Source organism: Luteibacter sahnii (assembly GCF_034063545.1).
Taxonomy (GTDB): Bacteria; Pseudomonadota; Gammaproteobacteria; order Xanthomonadales; family Rhodanobacteraceae; genus Luteibacter; species Luteibacter sahnii.
In genome coordinates, this window is record NZ_JAQLOK010000001.1 from 136,929 (window position 1) to 153,451 (window position 16,523).

The window sequence follows — 16,523 nt, forward strand, 5'->3', positions numbered from 1 at the left end:
CCGAGTCGGAGAATGGGGTTTTCCATTGCCTGAAATCGTCCGATGAAATGCTTCAAGGCCTATGACATCCGCGGCCGGGTTCCCGACGAACTCAATGCTGACATCGCTTACCGGCTCGGGCGTGCCTTCGCCCGCACCGTGGGTGAGGGTGCCGTGGTCGTGGGCTTCGACGTTCGCCGGGATAGCCCGGTCTTCGCCGAAGCGATCGCGCGCGGCTTGAACGACGAAGGCCGCGACGTCGTCGATATCGGCTTGTGTGGCACGGAAGAGGTCTATTTCCAGACCTTTCATCGATCCGTGGCGGGCGGCATCATGGTGACCGCCAGCCATAACCCCATTGATTACAACGGTATGAAGCTCGTGCGTGAGGGCGCCAGGCCCATCAGCGGGGATACCGGCCTGCGCGACATCGAGCGTCTGGTGGAGGCGGACGCTTTTGGGCCCCCGTCATTGAAACGCGGCACGGTGATCCGCGACCACGACAAGTCCGCTTATGTATCCCATCTCCTCGGCTACGTCGAGCCGGCCGTCTTCCGTCCGCTGAAAGTGGTGGTCAACGCGGGCAACGGCGGAGCGGGTGCCATTGTCGACCTGCTTGAGCCGCATTTGCCGCTGCAGTTCATCCGGGTCAACCACGAGCCGGACGGCCGGTTCCCGAACGGTATTCCCAATCCGTTGCTGCCCGAAAATCGCGAGGCGACCGCCGCCGCGGTACGCGCACACGGAGCCGACTTCGGCGTGGCATGGGACGGCGACTTTGATCGATGCTTCCTGTTTGACGCAAACGGTGGCTTTATCGAGGGGTATTACATCGTCGGCCTGCTTGCTGCGCAGTTGTTGGAGAAACATCCGGGTGCGAAGGTCATTCACGATCCCCGGCTCACATGGAACACCATCGACATGGTGTGCGAGGCCGGCGGCGTGCCCATCGAGAGCAAGACGGGCCACGCGTTCATCAAGGAACGCATGCGCGCCGAAGACGCCATCTACGGCGGTGAGATGAGTGCGCATCATTATTTTCGCGAGTTCGCCTATTGCGATTCGGGAATGATTCCGTGGTTGCTGGTGGCGGAGCGGATATCACGCGAAGGCGTGCCGCTTGAGGCGATGCTACTAGAGCGGATGGCAGCTTATCCCTGCAGCGGCGAAATCAATTTTCCTGTTGAAGACGCGCAGGCTGCGATCGCCCGGGTCATGAATGTTTTCAAATCTCTTTCGCCTGCCGTGTCGCACAGTGACGGTATCAGCGCAAATTTCGGGACTTGGCGGTTCAATCTTCGGTCTTCAAACACCGAGCCCTTGTTACGGTTGAACGTGGAATCACGTGGCGACGAGGCACTGATGCGTCGGCGCACGCTGGAAATCGGTGAAATAATAATGAACGGAACGAATTCATGAGTTGGTCTCTTCCCGGGGCAACAGGCTCCCGACTGACCGTCATCTTCATCGTTTCGACGATCTTGATCCTCGTGGCCTATGCCGGGCTACTGCCCTACGGTCATTGGCAACCTGACGAATACCAGAATATCGTGGCTTACCGCCTCGATTCGGCCGGTTTCTTCTGGCGTCGCATCACGACATGGAGTCCTCGCCCGGCCTCGGAACTGCTGATCTACCTCTATGTCCGCTGCGTGGAATTCTTTAGGCAGCCGCTGATTCCCTGGGGACTCATCCCTGGATGGGCTCTGTTATTCACAGCCACGCTACTCCCTGTTTTTCAGCAAAAGTCGGGCGTGTGCCTTGGCGCAATGCTGACTCAGCGACTCACCCTGCTTTGTCTTTTCTTCCTTGGACACGGTGTTGCCGAACTTTTCTATTGGCCCATGGCCGCACTCGCGTACCTTCCGACGCTTGCAGCTATCGTCACCGTTTATTCGCTGGCCGAGTCGGCGTCCTCGGAGCGTCCCCTGGAACGAGTGGCGACCGCGCTAGCCCTGCTCGTGGCGGCGACCAGCACCGAGGTGGGAGCCATGTTCGTCATGTGCCATGGCGCCGTGGATATTGCTTGCGTCTATTGGCAGCGGCGCAAACCATCTGGTTGGATCGCGATCTGCATCGCCGTTCCGTTGCTTGTCGCAATGGTCGTCTTGTATCGGCTCGCCGTCGGTCGCGTTGCTCTAAATGGTGAGACATTCGGTGATGCCCGGTATATCCATCACGTTTTGCCGAGCCTATTGGCCGCCGTGCCTCATGCCCTATGGGAGACCATAGCCTCGGATAGCCTATCCATTGATCTGAGGCATCTGGTGACAGGATCTATCATCAAGCTCGGTTTTTTCAGTGGCTGCCTCGCTTTGGCTTTGCGTTTCGCTCGCCCCAGCGGTGTGTGTCGTCGGCTACCGGTCATGCTCGCCTGCTTCGCAATGGTGCCGTTGACTCTGGCTGCCGCCTACTATCAGTTTGGCATGATGGCGTGCTGCGAAAGGCATGCATCCCTAAGGCAATGCTTGATACTCATTGGACTATCCTCCCTGGCATCGACACTCGTCACCTCCGAATCACTGCATCGCCTCTTCAAGCGATTGCGAGGGCACGAAGCGGTTGCCTGTGGATGCTTTGGTCTTGCTCTGCTTGCCGGCTTGAGTTTGTCGCAAGGACGGCTTCGGGAGGATTACGCGATGCGCGAGTCTCTGATTGATTCCCGACGTGAAACGTGGCTATCGGGGAATGACGCTCGTCGAAGCATGACGGTGTTCCAGACGAATCCGGGGCGTATCGTTGGCGGCTATCCCGTCTTCGCTCCAGGGCGGTACGGTCTCGACGCCCACCCTGTGCCAGAGATAACGACCATCCTTCAATTTTTTGGAAAGGAGGGCGCGATCTTCACCCAGCCCGGTGAGTCGGCTCCTTCAGGCACACGGTCCGGGAGTTAGTGCCCGGTGCACAAGGTAATGGTGAGAGGCCGGGATAGGTGCCTTCATGCCCTGCCGTATACGTCGTCGAAGCGCACGATGTCGTCTTCGCCCAAGTAACTCCCTGACTGGACCTCGATCAACTCGACAGGTACCTTCCCGGGGTTTCGCAGCCGGTGGCGGCTCCCGAGCGGAAGGTAAGTACTCTGGTTTTCCGCCAGCAAGAAAACCTTGTCATCGCAAGTGACTTCAGCGACGCCTTTGACGACGATCCAATGTTCCGCTCTGTGATGGTGCATCTGAAGGCTGAGCGAAGCACCTGGCTTCACCATGATCCGTTTGACCTGGAAGCGCTCACCGGCTTCAAGCGAGTCATAGCTGCCCCAGGGGCGCCGAACCACTCGGTGCAGATCGTGCTCGCTCCGTCCCGCCGACTTCAGCTGCTCTACGATGTTTTTGACATGCTGTGATGCATCCCTGCGTGCCACCAGCGTCGCGTCCGGGGTTGTGACTACGACGACGTCATCCAGTCCTATCGTAGCAACCAGATGACGCTCGTGGGAGCGGATAAACGAACCCTTGGTATCCACGGCGATGACATCACCCTCGAGGTGGTTGCCATCGCCATCTCTTTCGGCGGCAAGCCAAAGTGCGTCCCACGAGCCGATGTCGCTCCAGCCGCAGGATACAGGGACAACGGCCGCGCGAGAGGTCTTTTCCATGACCGCGTAGTCGATGGAGTCGCTCGGCGCGGTCGCGAAAGCGTCTGCCTGGAGTCGCGTGAAGTCCAGATCGGTATTGGCGTTTTCGTATGCTTTACGTGCGGCCGCGAGCATGGCCGGGGCGTGTTCCTGCAGCTCCTCGAGATATCGGGAGGCGCGAAAGAGGAACATGCCCGAATTCCAATCGTACCGGCCGCTATCGACATAGCTGCGGGCAACGTCGAGGACAGGCTTCTCGACGAATTCCTCGACGCGAAAAACCTGTTGTCCCAGATCTGCACCGCGACGGATATAGCCGAAGCCCGTTTCCGGTCGATCGGGGCGGATGCCGAACGTAACCAGCCACCCATCGGTTGCCAGCGGCATCGCACGAGCAACCGCATCGGCAAAGGCTGCGGTATCGGTGACCAAATGGTCGGCGGGGAGCACCAGCAGGATGGGATCGGGATCGCGAGCTAAAGCTTCAAGAGCACCGACCGCGATGGCGGGTGCGGTGTTCCGCGCGACGGGCTCAAGCAGTATGCCGGGCTTTTCGATACCGAGCTCCTGCAATTGCTCGGCGGCGAGAAATCGTTGTTCGTCACTGGCGACCACGATGGGTGAGGTCGCGCCAGGTAAGGCCATGGCCCGCCGCAGTGTCTGCTGGAACAGCGTATCGCTACCCGCCAGGGATAGGAACTGCTTGGGAAGGTTGCGACGGGAAATCGGCCAGAGCCGGGTTCCGCTGCCGCCGCTGAGGATAAGGGGAGTCAGCACGTGGATGGTCCGCATCGTCAGGTTTGGGGTGCCATTCTAGCGAGGAGCTCGCTCAGGGTCTCGTTCCAGGCAGGGCGGTGCAGATCGAACCGGCGCTCGGCGAGTTGACCGTCCAGTACGGAAAAGGCCGGGCGTCGGGCCGGAGTCGGATATTCCATTGTCGGCACCGGTTCAACGATGGGCAGGGCAGGAATGAGGCCCCGGGCGTAGGCTTCGGCCAGGAGCACACGAGCGAAGCCATACCATGTCGTCTGGCCTGATGCCGTGAGGTGAACGATCCCGCCTTGTTCGCCTTTTGACCAGCGATTCATAATCTGGGCGGTGGCTTGCGCAATCCACAGGGCGCAGGTTGGCGTCCCCTGCTGATCGTCCACAACGCGGAGTGCCGGCCTTTCGCCGGCCAGCCGGAGCATGGTTTTGAGGAAGTTGTGTCCGTCCTGTCCATAGACCCATGCCGTTCGAAGGATCAGGTGACGGCAACCACTGGCGATTATGGCGCGCTCGCCTTCAAGCTTTGTTGAACCGTATACACCCAAAGGATTCGTTGGGTCGTCTTCGCGGTAAGGACGGTTGGCCGTACCGTCGAACACGTAGTCGGTGGAGTAATGGACGACTGACGCCCTCGTTTTCGCCGCCCAGCTTGCGAGACGGGCAGGCAATGCCGCGTTGATCGCGTAGGCGGTCTCCCGATCCGACTCGGCGCGATCCACTGCCGTGTAGGCCGCTGCATTGACCACAACGTCCGGCGAGGTGGCCTCAAGCAGCTCGTTGAGGGCGTGTGCGTCGCCCAGATCGCAGGCGAGATCGCCATGATCGCCTTGCCGGGTGGATGCCGTGACGGATCCCAACCCGGCCAGCGACTCCCGAAGCGACCGTCCCACCTGCCCGTCTGCCCCGAGTAGCAGGAATTTCATGTCGGCAGACGCTCGCGTGGGATATCGGCTATGAAGGGAGCGGCGGCGTCCTTGGCCGACAGATCGGGCCGCGTGACGGGCCAATCGATGGCGAAGGTCGCATCGTTCCAGCGGATCGCGCCGTCGGCTAGGCGGTCGTAGAGTGCCGTGCATTGATAAGCGAAGGTCGCATGTTCGGATACCACGCAGAAACCGTGGGCAAACCCTTCTGGAATCCAGAGCATGCGGTGGTTTTTCTCACTGAGAACGGCACCGACGTACTGTCCGAACGTCGGCGACTCGGGGCGGATGTCCACCGCGACGTCGAAGACTTCACCCTCGAGCACGCTCACGAGCTTGCCCTGGGGATGCGGCCACTGATAATGCAGGCCACGAAGAACCCCGCGGCGCGAGCGTGAGACGTTGCTCTGAACGAAGTGGACGTCGATGCCGGCTTCGAGGAATGCCCGCCGGTTATACCCTTCGAAGAAGTATCCGCGCTCGTCCTCGAACACGTTTGGTTCGATCAGCGTAACGCCGGCCAACGGTGTAGGAGAGAATTTCATGGATGGCGGCCTAGTTCGGCGAGACGCTGCAGGTATTGTCCGTAGCCGACCTTGGCCAGCGGTGCCGCCAGTTCGGAAAGCCGAGCGGCGTCAATCCAGCCGTTGAGGAAGGCGATTTCCTCCGGGCAGCAGATCTTGAGTCCTTGGCGGTTTTCTATGGTCTGGATGTAGTTGCCTGCTTCCATCAGCGACTCGTGCGTGCCTGTATCTAGCCATGCGTAACCCCGGCCGAGCTGCTCCAGGTGAAGCCGGCCCTCGCTTAGGTACCGCCGGTTAAGATCGGTGATTTCGAGCTCTCCCCGGGGTGAAGGGCGCAGCTCCGCGGCGTAGTCGGGGGCTTGCCCGTCATAGAAGTACAGGCCGGTAATCGCATAGTTCGACCTGGGATGCGTCGGTTTTTCCTCAATGCCGATGACTTTCCCTTCCGGGTCAATGTCGGCTACGCCATAGCGGTGCGGGTCGCGGACCCAATAACCGAACACCGTGGCACCTCGCTCGACGGTGTCGGCACGCTTCATCCGTTCGGTCAGTCCCTCGCCATAAAAGATGTTGTCGCCGAGTACGAGGCAGCTGGGTGCCCCGGCCAGGAAGTCGCGACCGATCAGGAATGCCTGCGCCAGTCCATCGGGCGACGGCTGAATGGCGTACCGGATATCGATGCCCCATTGCGAACCGTCACCGAGGAGTCGCTCGAACATAGGTTGCTCGTGCGGCGTATTGATGACGAGAATCTCCCTGATGCCCGAAAGCATCAGCGTGCCCAGGGGGTAGTAGATCATCGGCTTGTCGTAGACGGGCAGCAATTGCTTGCTCACGCCCTGGGTGATCGGATAAAGCCGCGTGCCGGAACCGCCGGCGAGGATGATGCCCTTGCGTACGGTCATGTGCCGAGACGCTCCAGCCGGTAGCTGCCATCGAGGATGCCCGTGACCCACGCCTGGTTGTTGAGATACCAGGTCACCGTGCAGCTCATGCCCGTCTCGAAATCATGTTTCGGCCTCCAGCCCAACTCACTCCGTATTTTGCTAGCGTTGATCGCATACCGGCGGTCGTGTCCCGGCCGGTCGCGTACGTACGTGATCTGGTTTGCGTAGGGCGCACCGTCGGATCGGGGATGATGCGCATCCAGAAGAGCGCAGACCGTGCGGACAACGTCGATGTTCGTGCGCTCCGATTCTCCGCCCACGTTGTACGTCTCCCCGACCCGTCCCGCGGTCAGCACGGTCAGGATGGCGTCGCAATGATCTTCCACGAACAGCCAATCGCGCACGTTCATCCCGTCGCCGTAGACCGGAAGTGGCTCACCGGCTATCGCCTTCTGTATGACGAGCGGTATAAGCTTTTCCGGAAACTGGTAAGGCCCGTAATTGTTCGAGCAGTTCGTCGTAAGTGTCGGTAGGCCGTACGTATGGTTGAATGCGCGCACCAGATGGTCCGACGCGGCTTTCGACGCGGAATAGGGTGAGTTCGGCGCGTAAGCTGTTGATTCGCTGAATGTTCCGGTCGGGCCGAGCGATCCATAGACCTCGTCCGTGGACACGTGCAGGAATCGGAAGCCGGCAGCCTCACCTTGTGGCAGCGAGCGCCAGTAGTCTCGCGCGCTCTCCAGCAAGGAGAGTGTGCCGACCACGTTCGTCTGAATGAATGCGCCCGGACCGTCGATGGAACGGTCGACATGGCTTTCGGCGGCAAAATTCACGATGGCATGGGGACGATGCCGCGCGAGCAGTTCGCTCACGAGCGCGCCGTCGGCGATATCCCCGATGACCAGTTGGTGCCCCGGGCTGTGACTGAGGGAGGCGACCGTCGCCGGGTTGCCGGCGTAGGTGAGCTTGTCGAGATTAATGACGCGGTGGCCCGCCGCCACGGCGCGGAGCACGAAGTTCCCGCCGATGAAACCGGCTCCGCCGGTGACCAAGAGAGTTGCCATGAGTCGATCGATGAGGTCGCCGGGAAGACGGACAATAATGCACCGACTGTCCGTCTGCCTCCAACTCCCCACGTTAAGTGAACGTCACTTCAGGCAAAATGGGCCGAACGGTAACAAGATCGGTAAAATACCGCGCTTTGTCCTACGTCCGCCGTTATCCCTGGCTCCCTGCCATATGGTTAAGTCTATGATCGATAAGAAGAAAAAGGCCTCGCTGGGTCTGGGTACCCGTGCGATCCACGCCGGCCAGAGCCCGGATCCGGCGACGGGTGCGATCATGACCCCCATCTATGCAACGTCAACTTACGTGCAGGATAGTCCCGGGCGGCACAAGGGTTACGAGTATTCGCGCACCCAGAATCCGACTCGCATGGCGTACGAACGGTGCGTCGCCGATCTGGAGGGCGGGGTGGCTGCGTTTGCGTTCGGCTCCGGACTGGCCGGCGCGTCGACGGTGCTCGACCTGCTCGACTCAGGGGACCACGTCATCGCCATGGACGACCTCTACGGCGGCACCTACCGCCTCTTCGAGCGGGTGCGCCGGCGTTCGGCTGGTCTGGATTTCAGTTTCGTCGACCTTAACGACCCGGTTGCGCTCAAGGGCGCCTTGACGCCGCGGACGCGAATGGTCTGGGTAGAAACACCCACCAACCCCATGTTGAAGCTCGTCGATCTGGCCAAGGTATCCGCCTTTGCGCGAAAGCATGGCCTGATCATGGTCGTCGACAACACCTTTTGTTCGCCGATGCTGCAGCGTCCCATCGAATGGGGTGCCGATCTCGTGCTGCATTCAGCTACCAAGTATCTCAATGGACACTCGGACATGGTGGGTGGCATCGTCGTGGCCGCCAGCGACGAGATGGCGGAGCGCATGGCTTTCCTGCAAAACTCGGTAGGCGCCGTGTCCGGTCCTTTCGACGCGTTTCTCGCGATGCGTGGCCTGAAGACGCTGCACCTTCGCATGCGGGCGCACTGCGATCATGCGCTCGACATCGCTCGGTGGCTTGAAAAGCATCCAGGTATCGACCGAGTGATCTACCCTGGTCTGCGCAGCCATCCTCAACACGCGCTTGCGAAACGGCAGATGGATGGGTTCGGAGGCATCATTTCAGTGGAGGTGGCTGGGGGGTTAAGGCGCGCCAGGCGCATGCTTGAGCGATGCAGCCTTTTCGCGCTCGCGGAATCCCTCGGTGGCGTGGAGAGTCTCATCGAGCACCCCGCGATTATGACCCACGCCTCCATTCCCCCGGCCAATCGCAAGAAGCTCGGAATCACCGACAGCCTCGTCCGCCTGTCGGTGGGTGTGGAAGACGTTCGCGACCTGCGCGACGAACTCGCGGCCGCGTTGGCCTGACCGTTGGATAGCAAACACATGCAGAACACCGTCGTCAGCACGGATTCCCGTTTTTCGCTCGCTCTGAAGGATATCCGTGAAGGAATCCACTCATGGCCGATCTGGTCCACCCTTGCGTGGCAAGATATCCGCCAGCGCTATCGCCGCTCTGTGCTTGGGCCACTATGGATCACGCTGACGATGATCGTGACCATCGCAGGCATGGGGCCGCTCTATGCGGCGTTGTTCCGCGTCGATGCGCACGAATTCATCCCTTACCTGGCTCTGGGGATCATCAGTTGGGGCCTGATCTCCATGTTGATCCTGGAAGGCTGTGCGACGTTCAGCGGCGCGGACACGCTGATACGTTCGGTCCGTCTGCCGATGACGATGCACGCGTTTCGCATGATCGGGCGCAATGTCGTCATCTACCTGCATAACTGGGTCGCATACGTCCCGTTCATGATCTACCTCGGCATCACGCCGACGTGGACGTGGCTCATGGTCTTGCCTGGACTCTTGATCGTGGTGATCGCGTCCATTCCCGTGGCGATCATCCTTGGACTGTTTTGCGCGCGTTTTCGCGACATGCAGCCCATCGTCGGCAGCGTTGTGCAGTTGGCTTTCTTCCTGACGCCTATTTTTTGGAAGCCGGAGGCGCTGGGTACGCGCGTCGCCTTTGCAAAATACAACCCGCTCTTCATGTTGGTCGACTTGCTCCGAGGGCCGATCCTGGGCTACATCCCAGGCGCCAACGTCTACATCGGGGTAGGCATCATCACCGTGGCCCTCTATGCGGTCGCCATTCCGATGTTCGTGCGCTATCGCCAGCGCATCGCGTTCTGGGTATAACGATGGCCTCGATCCTTCTCGACAACTGCAGTCTCAGTCTGCCGGTGTACGGCACCGGCAACCGGTCCCTCAAGCAAATGGTGATGTCAGCCGCCACCGGCGGCAGGATCGCCGGCGGAAGTCGCCAGATCACGGTGGTGGAAGCCCTGCGCGACATCAGCCTCGCCATCGAAGCGGGCGACCGCATCGGTCTGCTCGGTCACAACGGTGCCGGCAAAACGACCCTGCTCCGACTCCTCGGCGGCGTCTACGAACCCAGTGGCGGCGCGCTACGCATTGAGGGTCGCGTCACCAGCCTGATCGACGTAACGTTGGGCATGGACTTCGAAGCAACGGGATACGAGAACATCCTGCTTCGTGGCCTGATGCTCGGTATCCCCAGGCCGGAGATTCGTCGCCTCACGCCAGATATCGCGGAATTCTCGGGGCTTGGCGATTACCTCGCGATGCCGGTCCGCACGTATTCCAGCGGTATGGTACTGCGCTTGGCCTTTTCGATCGTCACGAGCGTCCACGCGGACATCCTGCTTATGGACGAATGGCTGAGCGTGGGCGACGCCGAGTTCGTGAAAAAAGCCGAAGACAGGTTGAAGGCGTTAGTAGATAAAGCGAGCATTCTGGTGCTTGCGTCCCATAACCCCAAGATTATCAACGATCTTTGCAACATCACGGTGTCGCTTGAGCATGGACGGATCACGCGCATCGAACGCTTGAGCTGAAACGCGCCGCCATTGAGGGGAAAAAATTGAACGAAGTGAATTCGGATTACTGGCGCAGCCGTGACGGTGCCTATTACCTGAGCCAGCAGTTGCAGCGATCCGAGGCCGGTAATCCCATGTACCGGCAGCAGGAGAATTGGCTTGGCGACTTCATCGCCGAGCGCGCGGCGTTCCTTGGGCGGCCCTTGAAGATCCTCGACTTCGGTTGCGGATTTGGCCGGATGACGCGTTACTTTGCCAATAATCCGAATGTGATCTACCACGGCTACGACTTTTCCGAGTCGATGGTAGCCCCTCTGCGAGCTGACCTCCCCGCCGGCATCGATGACACGCGGATACGTGTGGCTCCTTCGGTGGATGAGGTATTTCCTTCCGACTCGTTCGATCTGATCTTCACCATCGCCGTATTGATTCACAACGCGCCCGAGAATGCGATATCACTCACGTGGCGCCTGCTCGAGAAGTTGGCGGATGGCGGGAGCCTTTGCCTCATCGAGAATATGCTGACCAGCTTCAGCATGCGTGAGAACAACTGGCATGGCGGCTGCTGGGTACATGATCACGTCGGACCGTTTGTCTCGCTATGGGACGTCGACGTCCATCGTGGCATCGTCGATCATCAAGATATTTATCTCTTCCGCCGTCCGAAGAGCGGTGCGGCGGGACGTCTTTCGGTTATTGAAAATGGCGTGAGTCGTGAAGTCGGTGTCGAAGAGCGCAAGCTCCTCGGGTTGCCGCGGGTAGAAGCCGCAGTACGCGGCCTGGAGACTGAAGTGGAGGCGTTTGCCGTCGAACAGGCCAAGACGCACGATGCGGCCGAGGACCTGCGACGGGCCATTGTTGAACGGGACGAACTGAGGGAGACGGTGGCGACGCTGAACCAGACGATCGCCTCGCTCCAGGAGAAGGCGTCGTCGCTGTCGTCGATTCAGGGTCTGCGCAAGCGCGTCGAGAACGCCATGTTGGGGCTTGATGGCGAAGTCGATGGTTTGGAGAGGGACGATGCAGAACGATTCGACGAACGCCACCTTTTCGCGCCCGTACAACGCACGACGCACACGTCGTATCAGTGGAACGCGGCGCGGGACACGGAGTGGGCACATGCCGACGTGCGCTTTGATCGCGTATGCCATGTGTTTCACCAGGAGTGGTTCGGTATGCGCGCCGCCGCCGGTGCGCTTCCAGGCAGGAAACTGGCGGTCACTGCGCACCACGTGCTCACGCCCAAGGATATCTCCGATATCGCCGACACGCTGCGACAATTGAAGGTGGATCGGCTCGTCGTGCACGGGTTTTCCGCGCCGATGGAAGCCTTTGTGCGGGCCATCCGTGCTTCGGGATTCGATCATCTCTACCTTGTGTGGCACGGCGCGGCGGCCATGTGGGTATTCGAGGGCGAACGAAAGCTCGCCGAGCAGGCCATGAGCCTCGTAAGGAAGGGGATCTTCCGGCGCATGCAGGGCATGCGGCGCGGCATGGACGAGGTGATCGGTTCGCGTGCCTACGCGCCGCAGTTGCTTAATCTCGCGCCTAACGTTCCCGCGTCCCCCATGCAGGCCCCAAGGGCGCGGGAAAAGCGAATTGTTCTGTCTCCCTCTTGGAACCTCCTCCACAAGAACCTTGTCACGAACCTGCTGGCTGCTCAGTTCAACGACAGGGTAGGCGAGTTCTGGACCATGGCCAACGACATGTCGTTGGACCGTCGTCTCGCCAGCAAGCTACGGGTACTCGGTGCGCGAACGGGTCGTGCCATGCTCGACACCATGCGCTCGGTCGACCTGGTTTCGAATGTGAGCATCGTCGATTGTCACCCGATGGTGGATCAGGAGGCTCTTGCGATGGGCGTTCCGTGCTTGCGCGGACCGCTTTTCCTTGACGCGCTGGAGGATCATCCCTACGTGACGGCGACGGAAGTGAAGAATCCCCTTAGCGTTCACGATGTGTCCGCTGCGATGAATCGCGTCTTCGATATTGGCACCGGCGAAATGCAAGACATGATTGTGGATTACGCCAGAGGCATACGTAAGGTATCGCTGGATCGATATACCGAATTCCTGGAGTTGAATTAAATGGCGCTGCGCGTATTCGTCATTCGTGAGTTGTTTCCCTTCACGGCTGGCGGTATCGGCCGTGTTGCGGCCAACATCCTGGCTACCTCCACGCCTGAGGAGCTGAAGAAGACGGCCGTGGTGTATCTTGCCGACGGCCTTGGCGCCCGACGCTTCAATGCGGTTTATCCCGACGTCCTCTTTGTCGAGGCGGGTCCTTCCGCTTATCGCACTGTCGACAAAAAAGGTCGACGTTATCCGCGTGCGCACGCCTATAACGACACCATGTTACACGGCGAGTCCGTGCGGGCGATGCAAGCGCTGTTGAAGCTTGAAGCTGGCCACGGCCCACTCGGATACGTTGAGTTTGGCGACTGGGGTGGCAATGCATTCGCCGCCGCTCAGGAGAAGCTGCTGGGGCGTGGCCTTCGGGAGGCAACGATCGCGGTACGCCTGCACAGCACCGATAGCGTGCTCGCCATGGTGGAGGGTCGGAGTACCGACATTCATGCGCTTTGTCTGTACGACTTGGAGCGCAAAGCGCTTGCTGATTGCGACCTGATCGTTGCCCAGTTGCCGAGTGTTGCTGATCGGATGAAGGCGTTCTACGGCTTTACCGACGACGAGTGGGATAGTCGCGTCGTCGTCCACGCTCCGCCGGTCGTACTCGATCATGGCGACATCGCGGCTCAGGCCATTCAGCCGAACGACGATACGCCGATCGTATTTTCTTCGAAGCTGCAGCGACTCAAGCGTCCCGACGTTTTCATTCGCGGCTGTGTTTCCTTTCTGCGCGCCCGTCCCCAGTATCGCGGCGACGTGGTGTTTCTCGCTCACGCGTTCGACGAGTCTTACCAGAAGTCCATAGAGAACCTCATCCCCTGGGACCTGCGCAACCGCGTGCGGTTCGTCGGCCGAGCGACCCAAGAGGAGCGGGCCAAGACCATTGCGCGGAGCGTGTGCGTCTTTCCGACGATATGGGAGTCTTTCTGCCTCGCCGCCTATGAGGCTTCCATGGCGGGTGCGGTCTGCGTCGTTAATGAGCAAAATCCTGCTTTCGACGCGCGGTCACCATGGATATCGGGCGATAACTGCGAGACGTTCGATGGTTCAGCGGAGGACCTCGGCCGCTGTTTGCAAGACATCTTCGAGCGTGGCGACCATGCGCTTTCCGTAGCGTATGCCCCGGAGGATGCTGGCCCCTGGCTTGTACGCACACTGCCGCCGAAGCAGAAGATGGTCGCGGATCCGCTCGTCAGCGTCGTGATTCCGCATTACAACCTCGGCGCCTATCTGCATCGGACGATCGATAGCGTGCTTACCTCGACGTACAGCAATATCGAAATCGTCGTCGTCGACGATGCATCGACCGAATCGGTTAGCCTAGCTGTCATCCAGCGACTAGCCGAACTCGGCGACGACAGGATGCGGGTGATCCGGGCGCCTTATAATCGCGGTCTGGCTGCGACGCGCAACGCTGCCCTCGAGGTGTGTCGGGGTGAATTCGTGCTTCCCCTCGATGCCGACGACCTTATTGGCCCCGAGTTCATCGAGTTGGCCGTCGGGGCGCTTGTGGCCAATCCGGCATATGACATCGTCGTTCCCCAGACCGCGTATTTTCACGACGACGAGGAGGGGCGGCTCCATACTCAGGTAGAGTTGGAGAACTGTTACGTTTTCATCGGCGAAGCCCGGGCATCGGGGCTTCATCAGAACCGATTTTCCACCGCCACGATGCTTATCCGCAAGAAGACGGCCCACGCACTGCGGTATCGCGACGAGTTGGTGGCTTACGAGGACTGGGACTTCTACCTGCGTGCCGTCCAGCAAGGTGTCAGGTTCATCGTGACAAGCGACGTACACTTCTTCTACAGGGTGCGTGGCGATTCGATGATCCATTCGCTGGAAGGTCGCTCCCGCCATCGACTGGCCTATCACGACATTTTGCGTGACAAGTCGATGCGTGTTGGTCTTATCGATCTGCCTCTATTCGCCATCGAAGGTTTTGAGGCAGAAGGTGCGCCCGTAGCGGCGGGTGTTGCCGATCCCGAGCTAAGGGCGCGCCTGGATGCCTATGAAAACAGCGAAGTCGTGCGCGCCGCCCTGACTGTAGCGCACATCATTCAACGCCGTGCCCCGTGGATGTTGCCGATCGGTAAGCGTTTTGCCCGGTCGGTCTATCGTTTGATGAAGAGGGTTCGTGCCCGATGAAGAGTTCTTTCGTCCTGAACGGACATCCAAGGAAAGACTGGCGCTATTGGGCCGAGTTTGCGTTCGCCGTAGTGCTCGCCTTGGCGGCTTTTTTGTTCCTCAAGCATTTCATCGACCGATTGAAGCCGGTCGGTCTGCAGGAGGACGCGATGATCGGCTTGCGTCACTTCCGTAACCTCGTTGATCACGGACGGCTGGTCTACAACACCCAGACGTCGGTCATGGGGGCGACCGATCCCATGTTCTGGCTCGTGGGCGGATTGGCGTATGCGGTTCTTCGCCTTTTCGGGCTGCCTATGGATCCGGTGTACTTCACTTATAACTTCGTCTGGCTTCTGGGGCTCACGGCCCTGGTCGCTTGGATATGTATGGCCGGCGCAGGTCGCCGTCTCGCCGTGTCGGCCTTGGTGGTCACCGGTATGGCGCTCCTCGTGATGCCCCTGAGGTTTATGTGGCTGGGTCTGGAAGGGCCGTTCATCATGGTGTCCGTGGCGGTCATCGCCTGCGTGGCTCGGTCGGGACGTCTGTACCTTGCTCTTTTCGTTGCGGGGCTACTGGCTTGGAATCGTCCCGAGATCGCTATGGTCGGGGCGCTGGCGCTCGCGCTGCACGTTATCTTCGGGCTGCCGAAAGGTCTCTGGATTCGCAGTGCTGTCGCTGCGGGTGCCGGCTGGGTCATCCCGCCGTTGGTCATGAAGGTAACGACCGGTCAATGGGTGCCGAATACGGTTCTCGCCAAGGCTTATTTCGGCACCGATACGGGCGCGATCTTCCATGCTCCCGTGACTTTCCTTACCGCCCGGTTCGACTACCTCGATGCGTTCGTGACTCTTGGGAAAGGTGGGGCGTTCGTCCTGTTCCTGGCGGTTCTCGTGATCGCGGTTTGCAGGTTCGTCGTCGCCTGGCGGGACCATGGCAGGTCAGGTTTTTCTTGGCGTGCGCTCATGGCGACGTTCACGGCGGGATACGGGTGCTTCATCGTCTCGGTGCCCAACGTGTGGGAGTGGTACATCACGTTCTGGCTGGGTTTCGCGGTCGTGGTCGTCGTGCAAGCCATTCTGGATGCTCTATTCGCGATTCCGGCCATGGACAAGGCGCCTCTGAAGGCCTCTTTTGCGCTGCTGTTGCTGGTGGGCGTCACCGCGCACGCTGAACGTGACGAAGCACGACTCATGCGTGAAAACACCACCCGGTGGCTTCAGGAGGAACGTGGTTTTCGCGGTCGGCTTGGCGAGGACCTGGGCACCAGGTGGCAGGCGCAGTCCGTTTGGATGGAAGCCGTGGGTTGGCAGGGCTATTACAATGATGCCCGGATTTTCGATGAGGTCGGCCTCGTTGATCGTTCGGTATTTGCATACGCGGAGCATTCCGGTTGCCACTATTTCATCGACGCCATCCGAGAACTGAAGCCTCAGTTCATCGTCAAGCGGGCATTCGAAGTGGAGCGTAATCGGATGCTGACATCGCCTCGGTCATGCCCGTCCGCACCGTTGTTTACGAGTGCGAACGATCGACAGTGGTTCGACGAGCATTACCGGCTTGCAGAACGGTATGACTCGAAGACGCCGGAATACTTCGGCGAGTTCTCGCACCTGCTGCTATTCAAGCGCATCGACTGAGTCGTACGATTCGTAAGTGGGC

General features: G+C 60.1%; 13 protein-coding genes. 8 read left to right on the forward strand and 5 right to left on the reverse strand.

Features of this window, described 5'->3' with window-relative positions:
- Nucleotides 1-42 precede the first annotated feature (42 nt).
- Both PI246_RS00655 and PI246_RS00660 read left to right on the forward strand, forming a co-directional pair.
- Complete coding sequence (locus PI246_RS00655; protein WP_320549358.1) at nt 43-1,398, forward strand: phosphohexomutase domain-containing protein; 1,356 nt, start codon at nt 43-45, stop codon at nt 1,396-1,398.
- Nucleotides 1,395-2,873 (forward strand): hypothetical protein, encoded by a 1,479-nt coding sequence (locus PI246_RS00660; RefSeq protein ID WP_320549359.1) that lies wholly within the window; start codon nt 1,395-1,397, stop codon nt 2,871-2,873. Before PI246_RS00655 ends, PI246_RS00660 begins: the two co-directional genes overlap by 4 nt.
- A gap of 44 nt (nt 2,874-2,917) precedes the next feature.
- Here PI246_RS00660 and PI246_RS00665 read toward each other — a convergent pair whose 3' ends face one another.
- From PI246_RS00665 to rfbB, 5 genes are read right to left on the reverse strand one after another with little or no spacing between them, the layout of a single operon-like run.
- Nucleotides 2,918-4,330, reverse strand: coding sequence for a mannose-1-phosphate guanylyltransferase/mannose-6-phosphate isomerase (locus tag PI246_RS00665; RefSeq protein ID WP_320549360.1), 1,413 nt, complete (start codon nt 4,328-4,330; stop codon nt 2,918-2,920).
- 17 nt (nt 4,331-4,347) lie between these two features.
- Complete coding sequence (gene rfbD / locus PI246_RS00670; RefSeq protein WP_320549361.1) at nt 4,348-5,244, reverse strand: dTDP-4-dehydrorhamnose reductase; 897 nt, start codon at nt 5,242-5,244, stop codon at nt 4,348-4,350.
- Nucleotides 5,241-5,789, reverse strand: coding sequence for a dTDP-4-dehydrorhamnose 3,5-epimerase (gene rfbC, locus PI246_RS00675; protein ID WP_320549362.1), 549 nt, complete (start codon nt 5,787-5,789; stop codon nt 5,241-5,243). The genes rfbD and rfbC overlap by 4 nt, the downstream gene beginning before the upstream one ends.
- Nucleotides 5,786-6,673 (reverse strand): glucose-1-phosphate thymidylyltransferase RfbA, encoded by an 888-nt coding sequence (gene rfbA / locus PI246_RS00680; protein WP_320549363.1) that lies wholly within the window; start codon nt 6,671-6,673, stop codon nt 5,786-5,788. The genes rfbC and rfbA overlap by 4 nt, the downstream gene beginning before the upstream one ends.
- Nucleotides 6,670-7,719: a dTDP-glucose 4,6-dehydratase gene (gene rfbB / locus PI246_RS00685; protein ID WP_320549364.1), complete on the reverse strand. Its 1,050-nt coding sequence runs from the start codon at nt 7,717-7,719 to the stop codon at nt 6,670-6,672. The genes rfbA and rfbB overlap by 4 nt, the downstream gene beginning before the upstream one ends.
- Before the next feature lie 187 nt (nt 7,720-7,906).
- Between rfbB and PI246_RS00690 the strand changes: the two genes are divergently transcribed.
- The 6 genes from PI246_RS00690 to PI246_RS00715 are packed head-to-tail and all read left to right on the forward strand — an operon-like array spanning nt 7,907 to nt 16,501.
- Nucleotides 7,907-9,073: a trans-sulfuration enzyme family protein gene (locus PI246_RS00690; protein WP_320549365.1), complete on the forward strand. Its 1,167-nt coding sequence runs from the start codon at nt 7,907-7,909 to the stop codon at nt 9,071-9,073.
- Nucleotides 9,074-9,091: 18 nt separating this feature from the next.
- Nucleotides 9,092-9,904 (forward strand): ABC transporter permease, encoded by an 813-nt coding sequence (locus PI246_RS00695; RefSeq protein WP_320549366.1) that lies wholly within the window; start codon nt 9,092-9,094, stop codon nt 9,902-9,904.
- A 2-nt stretch (nt 9,905-9,906) separates the two neighbouring features.
- A complete protein-coding gene (locus PI246_RS00700) occupies nt 9,907-10,623 on the forward strand; it encodes an ABC transporter ATP-binding protein (protein WP_320549367.1) in 717 nt (238 codons plus the stop codon).
- A gap of 35 nt (nt 10,624-10,658) precedes the next feature.
- Complete coding sequence (locus tag PI246_RS00705; RefSeq protein ID WP_320550220.1) at nt 10,659-12,692, forward strand: methyltransferase domain-containing protein; 2,034 nt, start codon at nt 10,659-10,661, stop codon at nt 12,690-12,692.
- Nucleotides 12,693-14,882, forward strand: a complete 2,190-nt coding sequence (locus PI246_RS00710) for a glycosyltransferase (protein WP_320549368.1) — start codon at nt 12,693-12,695, stop codon at nt 14,880-14,882.
- Nucleotides 14,879-16,501, forward strand: coding sequence for a hypothetical protein (locus PI246_RS00715; protein WP_320549369.1), 1,623 nt, complete (start codon nt 14,879-14,881; stop codon nt 16,499-16,501). Before PI246_RS00710 ends, PI246_RS00715 begins: the two co-directional genes overlap by 4 nt.
- Nucleotides 16,502-16,523 lie beyond the last annotated feature (22 nt).

Excerpts from the sequence above, each read along its gene's own strand:
- PI246_RS00655 (WP_320549358.1), top strand. The coding sequence starts at position 43 with ATGAAATGCTTCAAGGCCTATGACATCCGCGGCCGGGTTCCCGACGAA.
- rfbB (WP_320549364.1), bottom strand. The coding sequence starts at position 7,719 with ATGGCAACTCTCTTGGTCACCGGCGGAGCCGGTTTCATCGGCGGGAAC.
- rfbA (WP_320549363.1), bottom strand. The coding sequence starts at position 6,673 with ATGACCGTACGCAAGGGCATCATCCTCGCCGGCGGTTCCGGCACGCGG.
- rfbC (WP_320549362.1), bottom strand. The coding sequence starts at position 5,789 with ATGAAATTCTCTCCTACACCGTTGGCCGGCGTTACGCTGATCGAACCA.
- PI246_RS00695 (WP_320549366.1), top strand. The coding sequence starts at position 9,092 with ATGCAGAACACCGTCGTCAGCACGGATTCCCGTTTTTCGCTCGCTCTG.
- rfbD (WP_320549361.1), bottom strand. The coding sequence starts at position 5,244 with ATGAAATTCCTGCTACTCGGGGCAGACGGGCAGGTGGGACGGTCGCTT.
- PI246_RS00700 (WP_320549367.1), top strand. The coding sequence starts at position 9,907 with ATGGCCTCGATCCTTCTCGACAACTGCAGTCTCAGTCTGCCGGTGTAC.
- PI246_RS00690 (WP_320549365.1), top strand. The coding sequence starts at position 7,907 with ATGATCGATAAGAAGAAAAAGGCCTCGCTGGGTCTGGGTACCCGTGCG.
- PI246_RS00660 (WP_320549359.1), top strand. The coding sequence starts at position 1,395 with ATGAGTTGGTCTCTTCCCGGGGCAACAGGCTCCCGACTGACCGTCATC.
- PI246_RS00715 (WP_320549369.1), top strand. The coding sequence starts at position 14,879 with ATGAAGAGTTCTTTCGTCCTGAACGGACATCCAAGGAAAGACTGGCGC.
- PI246_RS00710 (WP_320549368.1), top strand. The coding sequence starts at position 12,693 with ATGGCGCTGCGCGTATTCGTCATTCGTGAGTTGTTTCCCTTCACGGCT.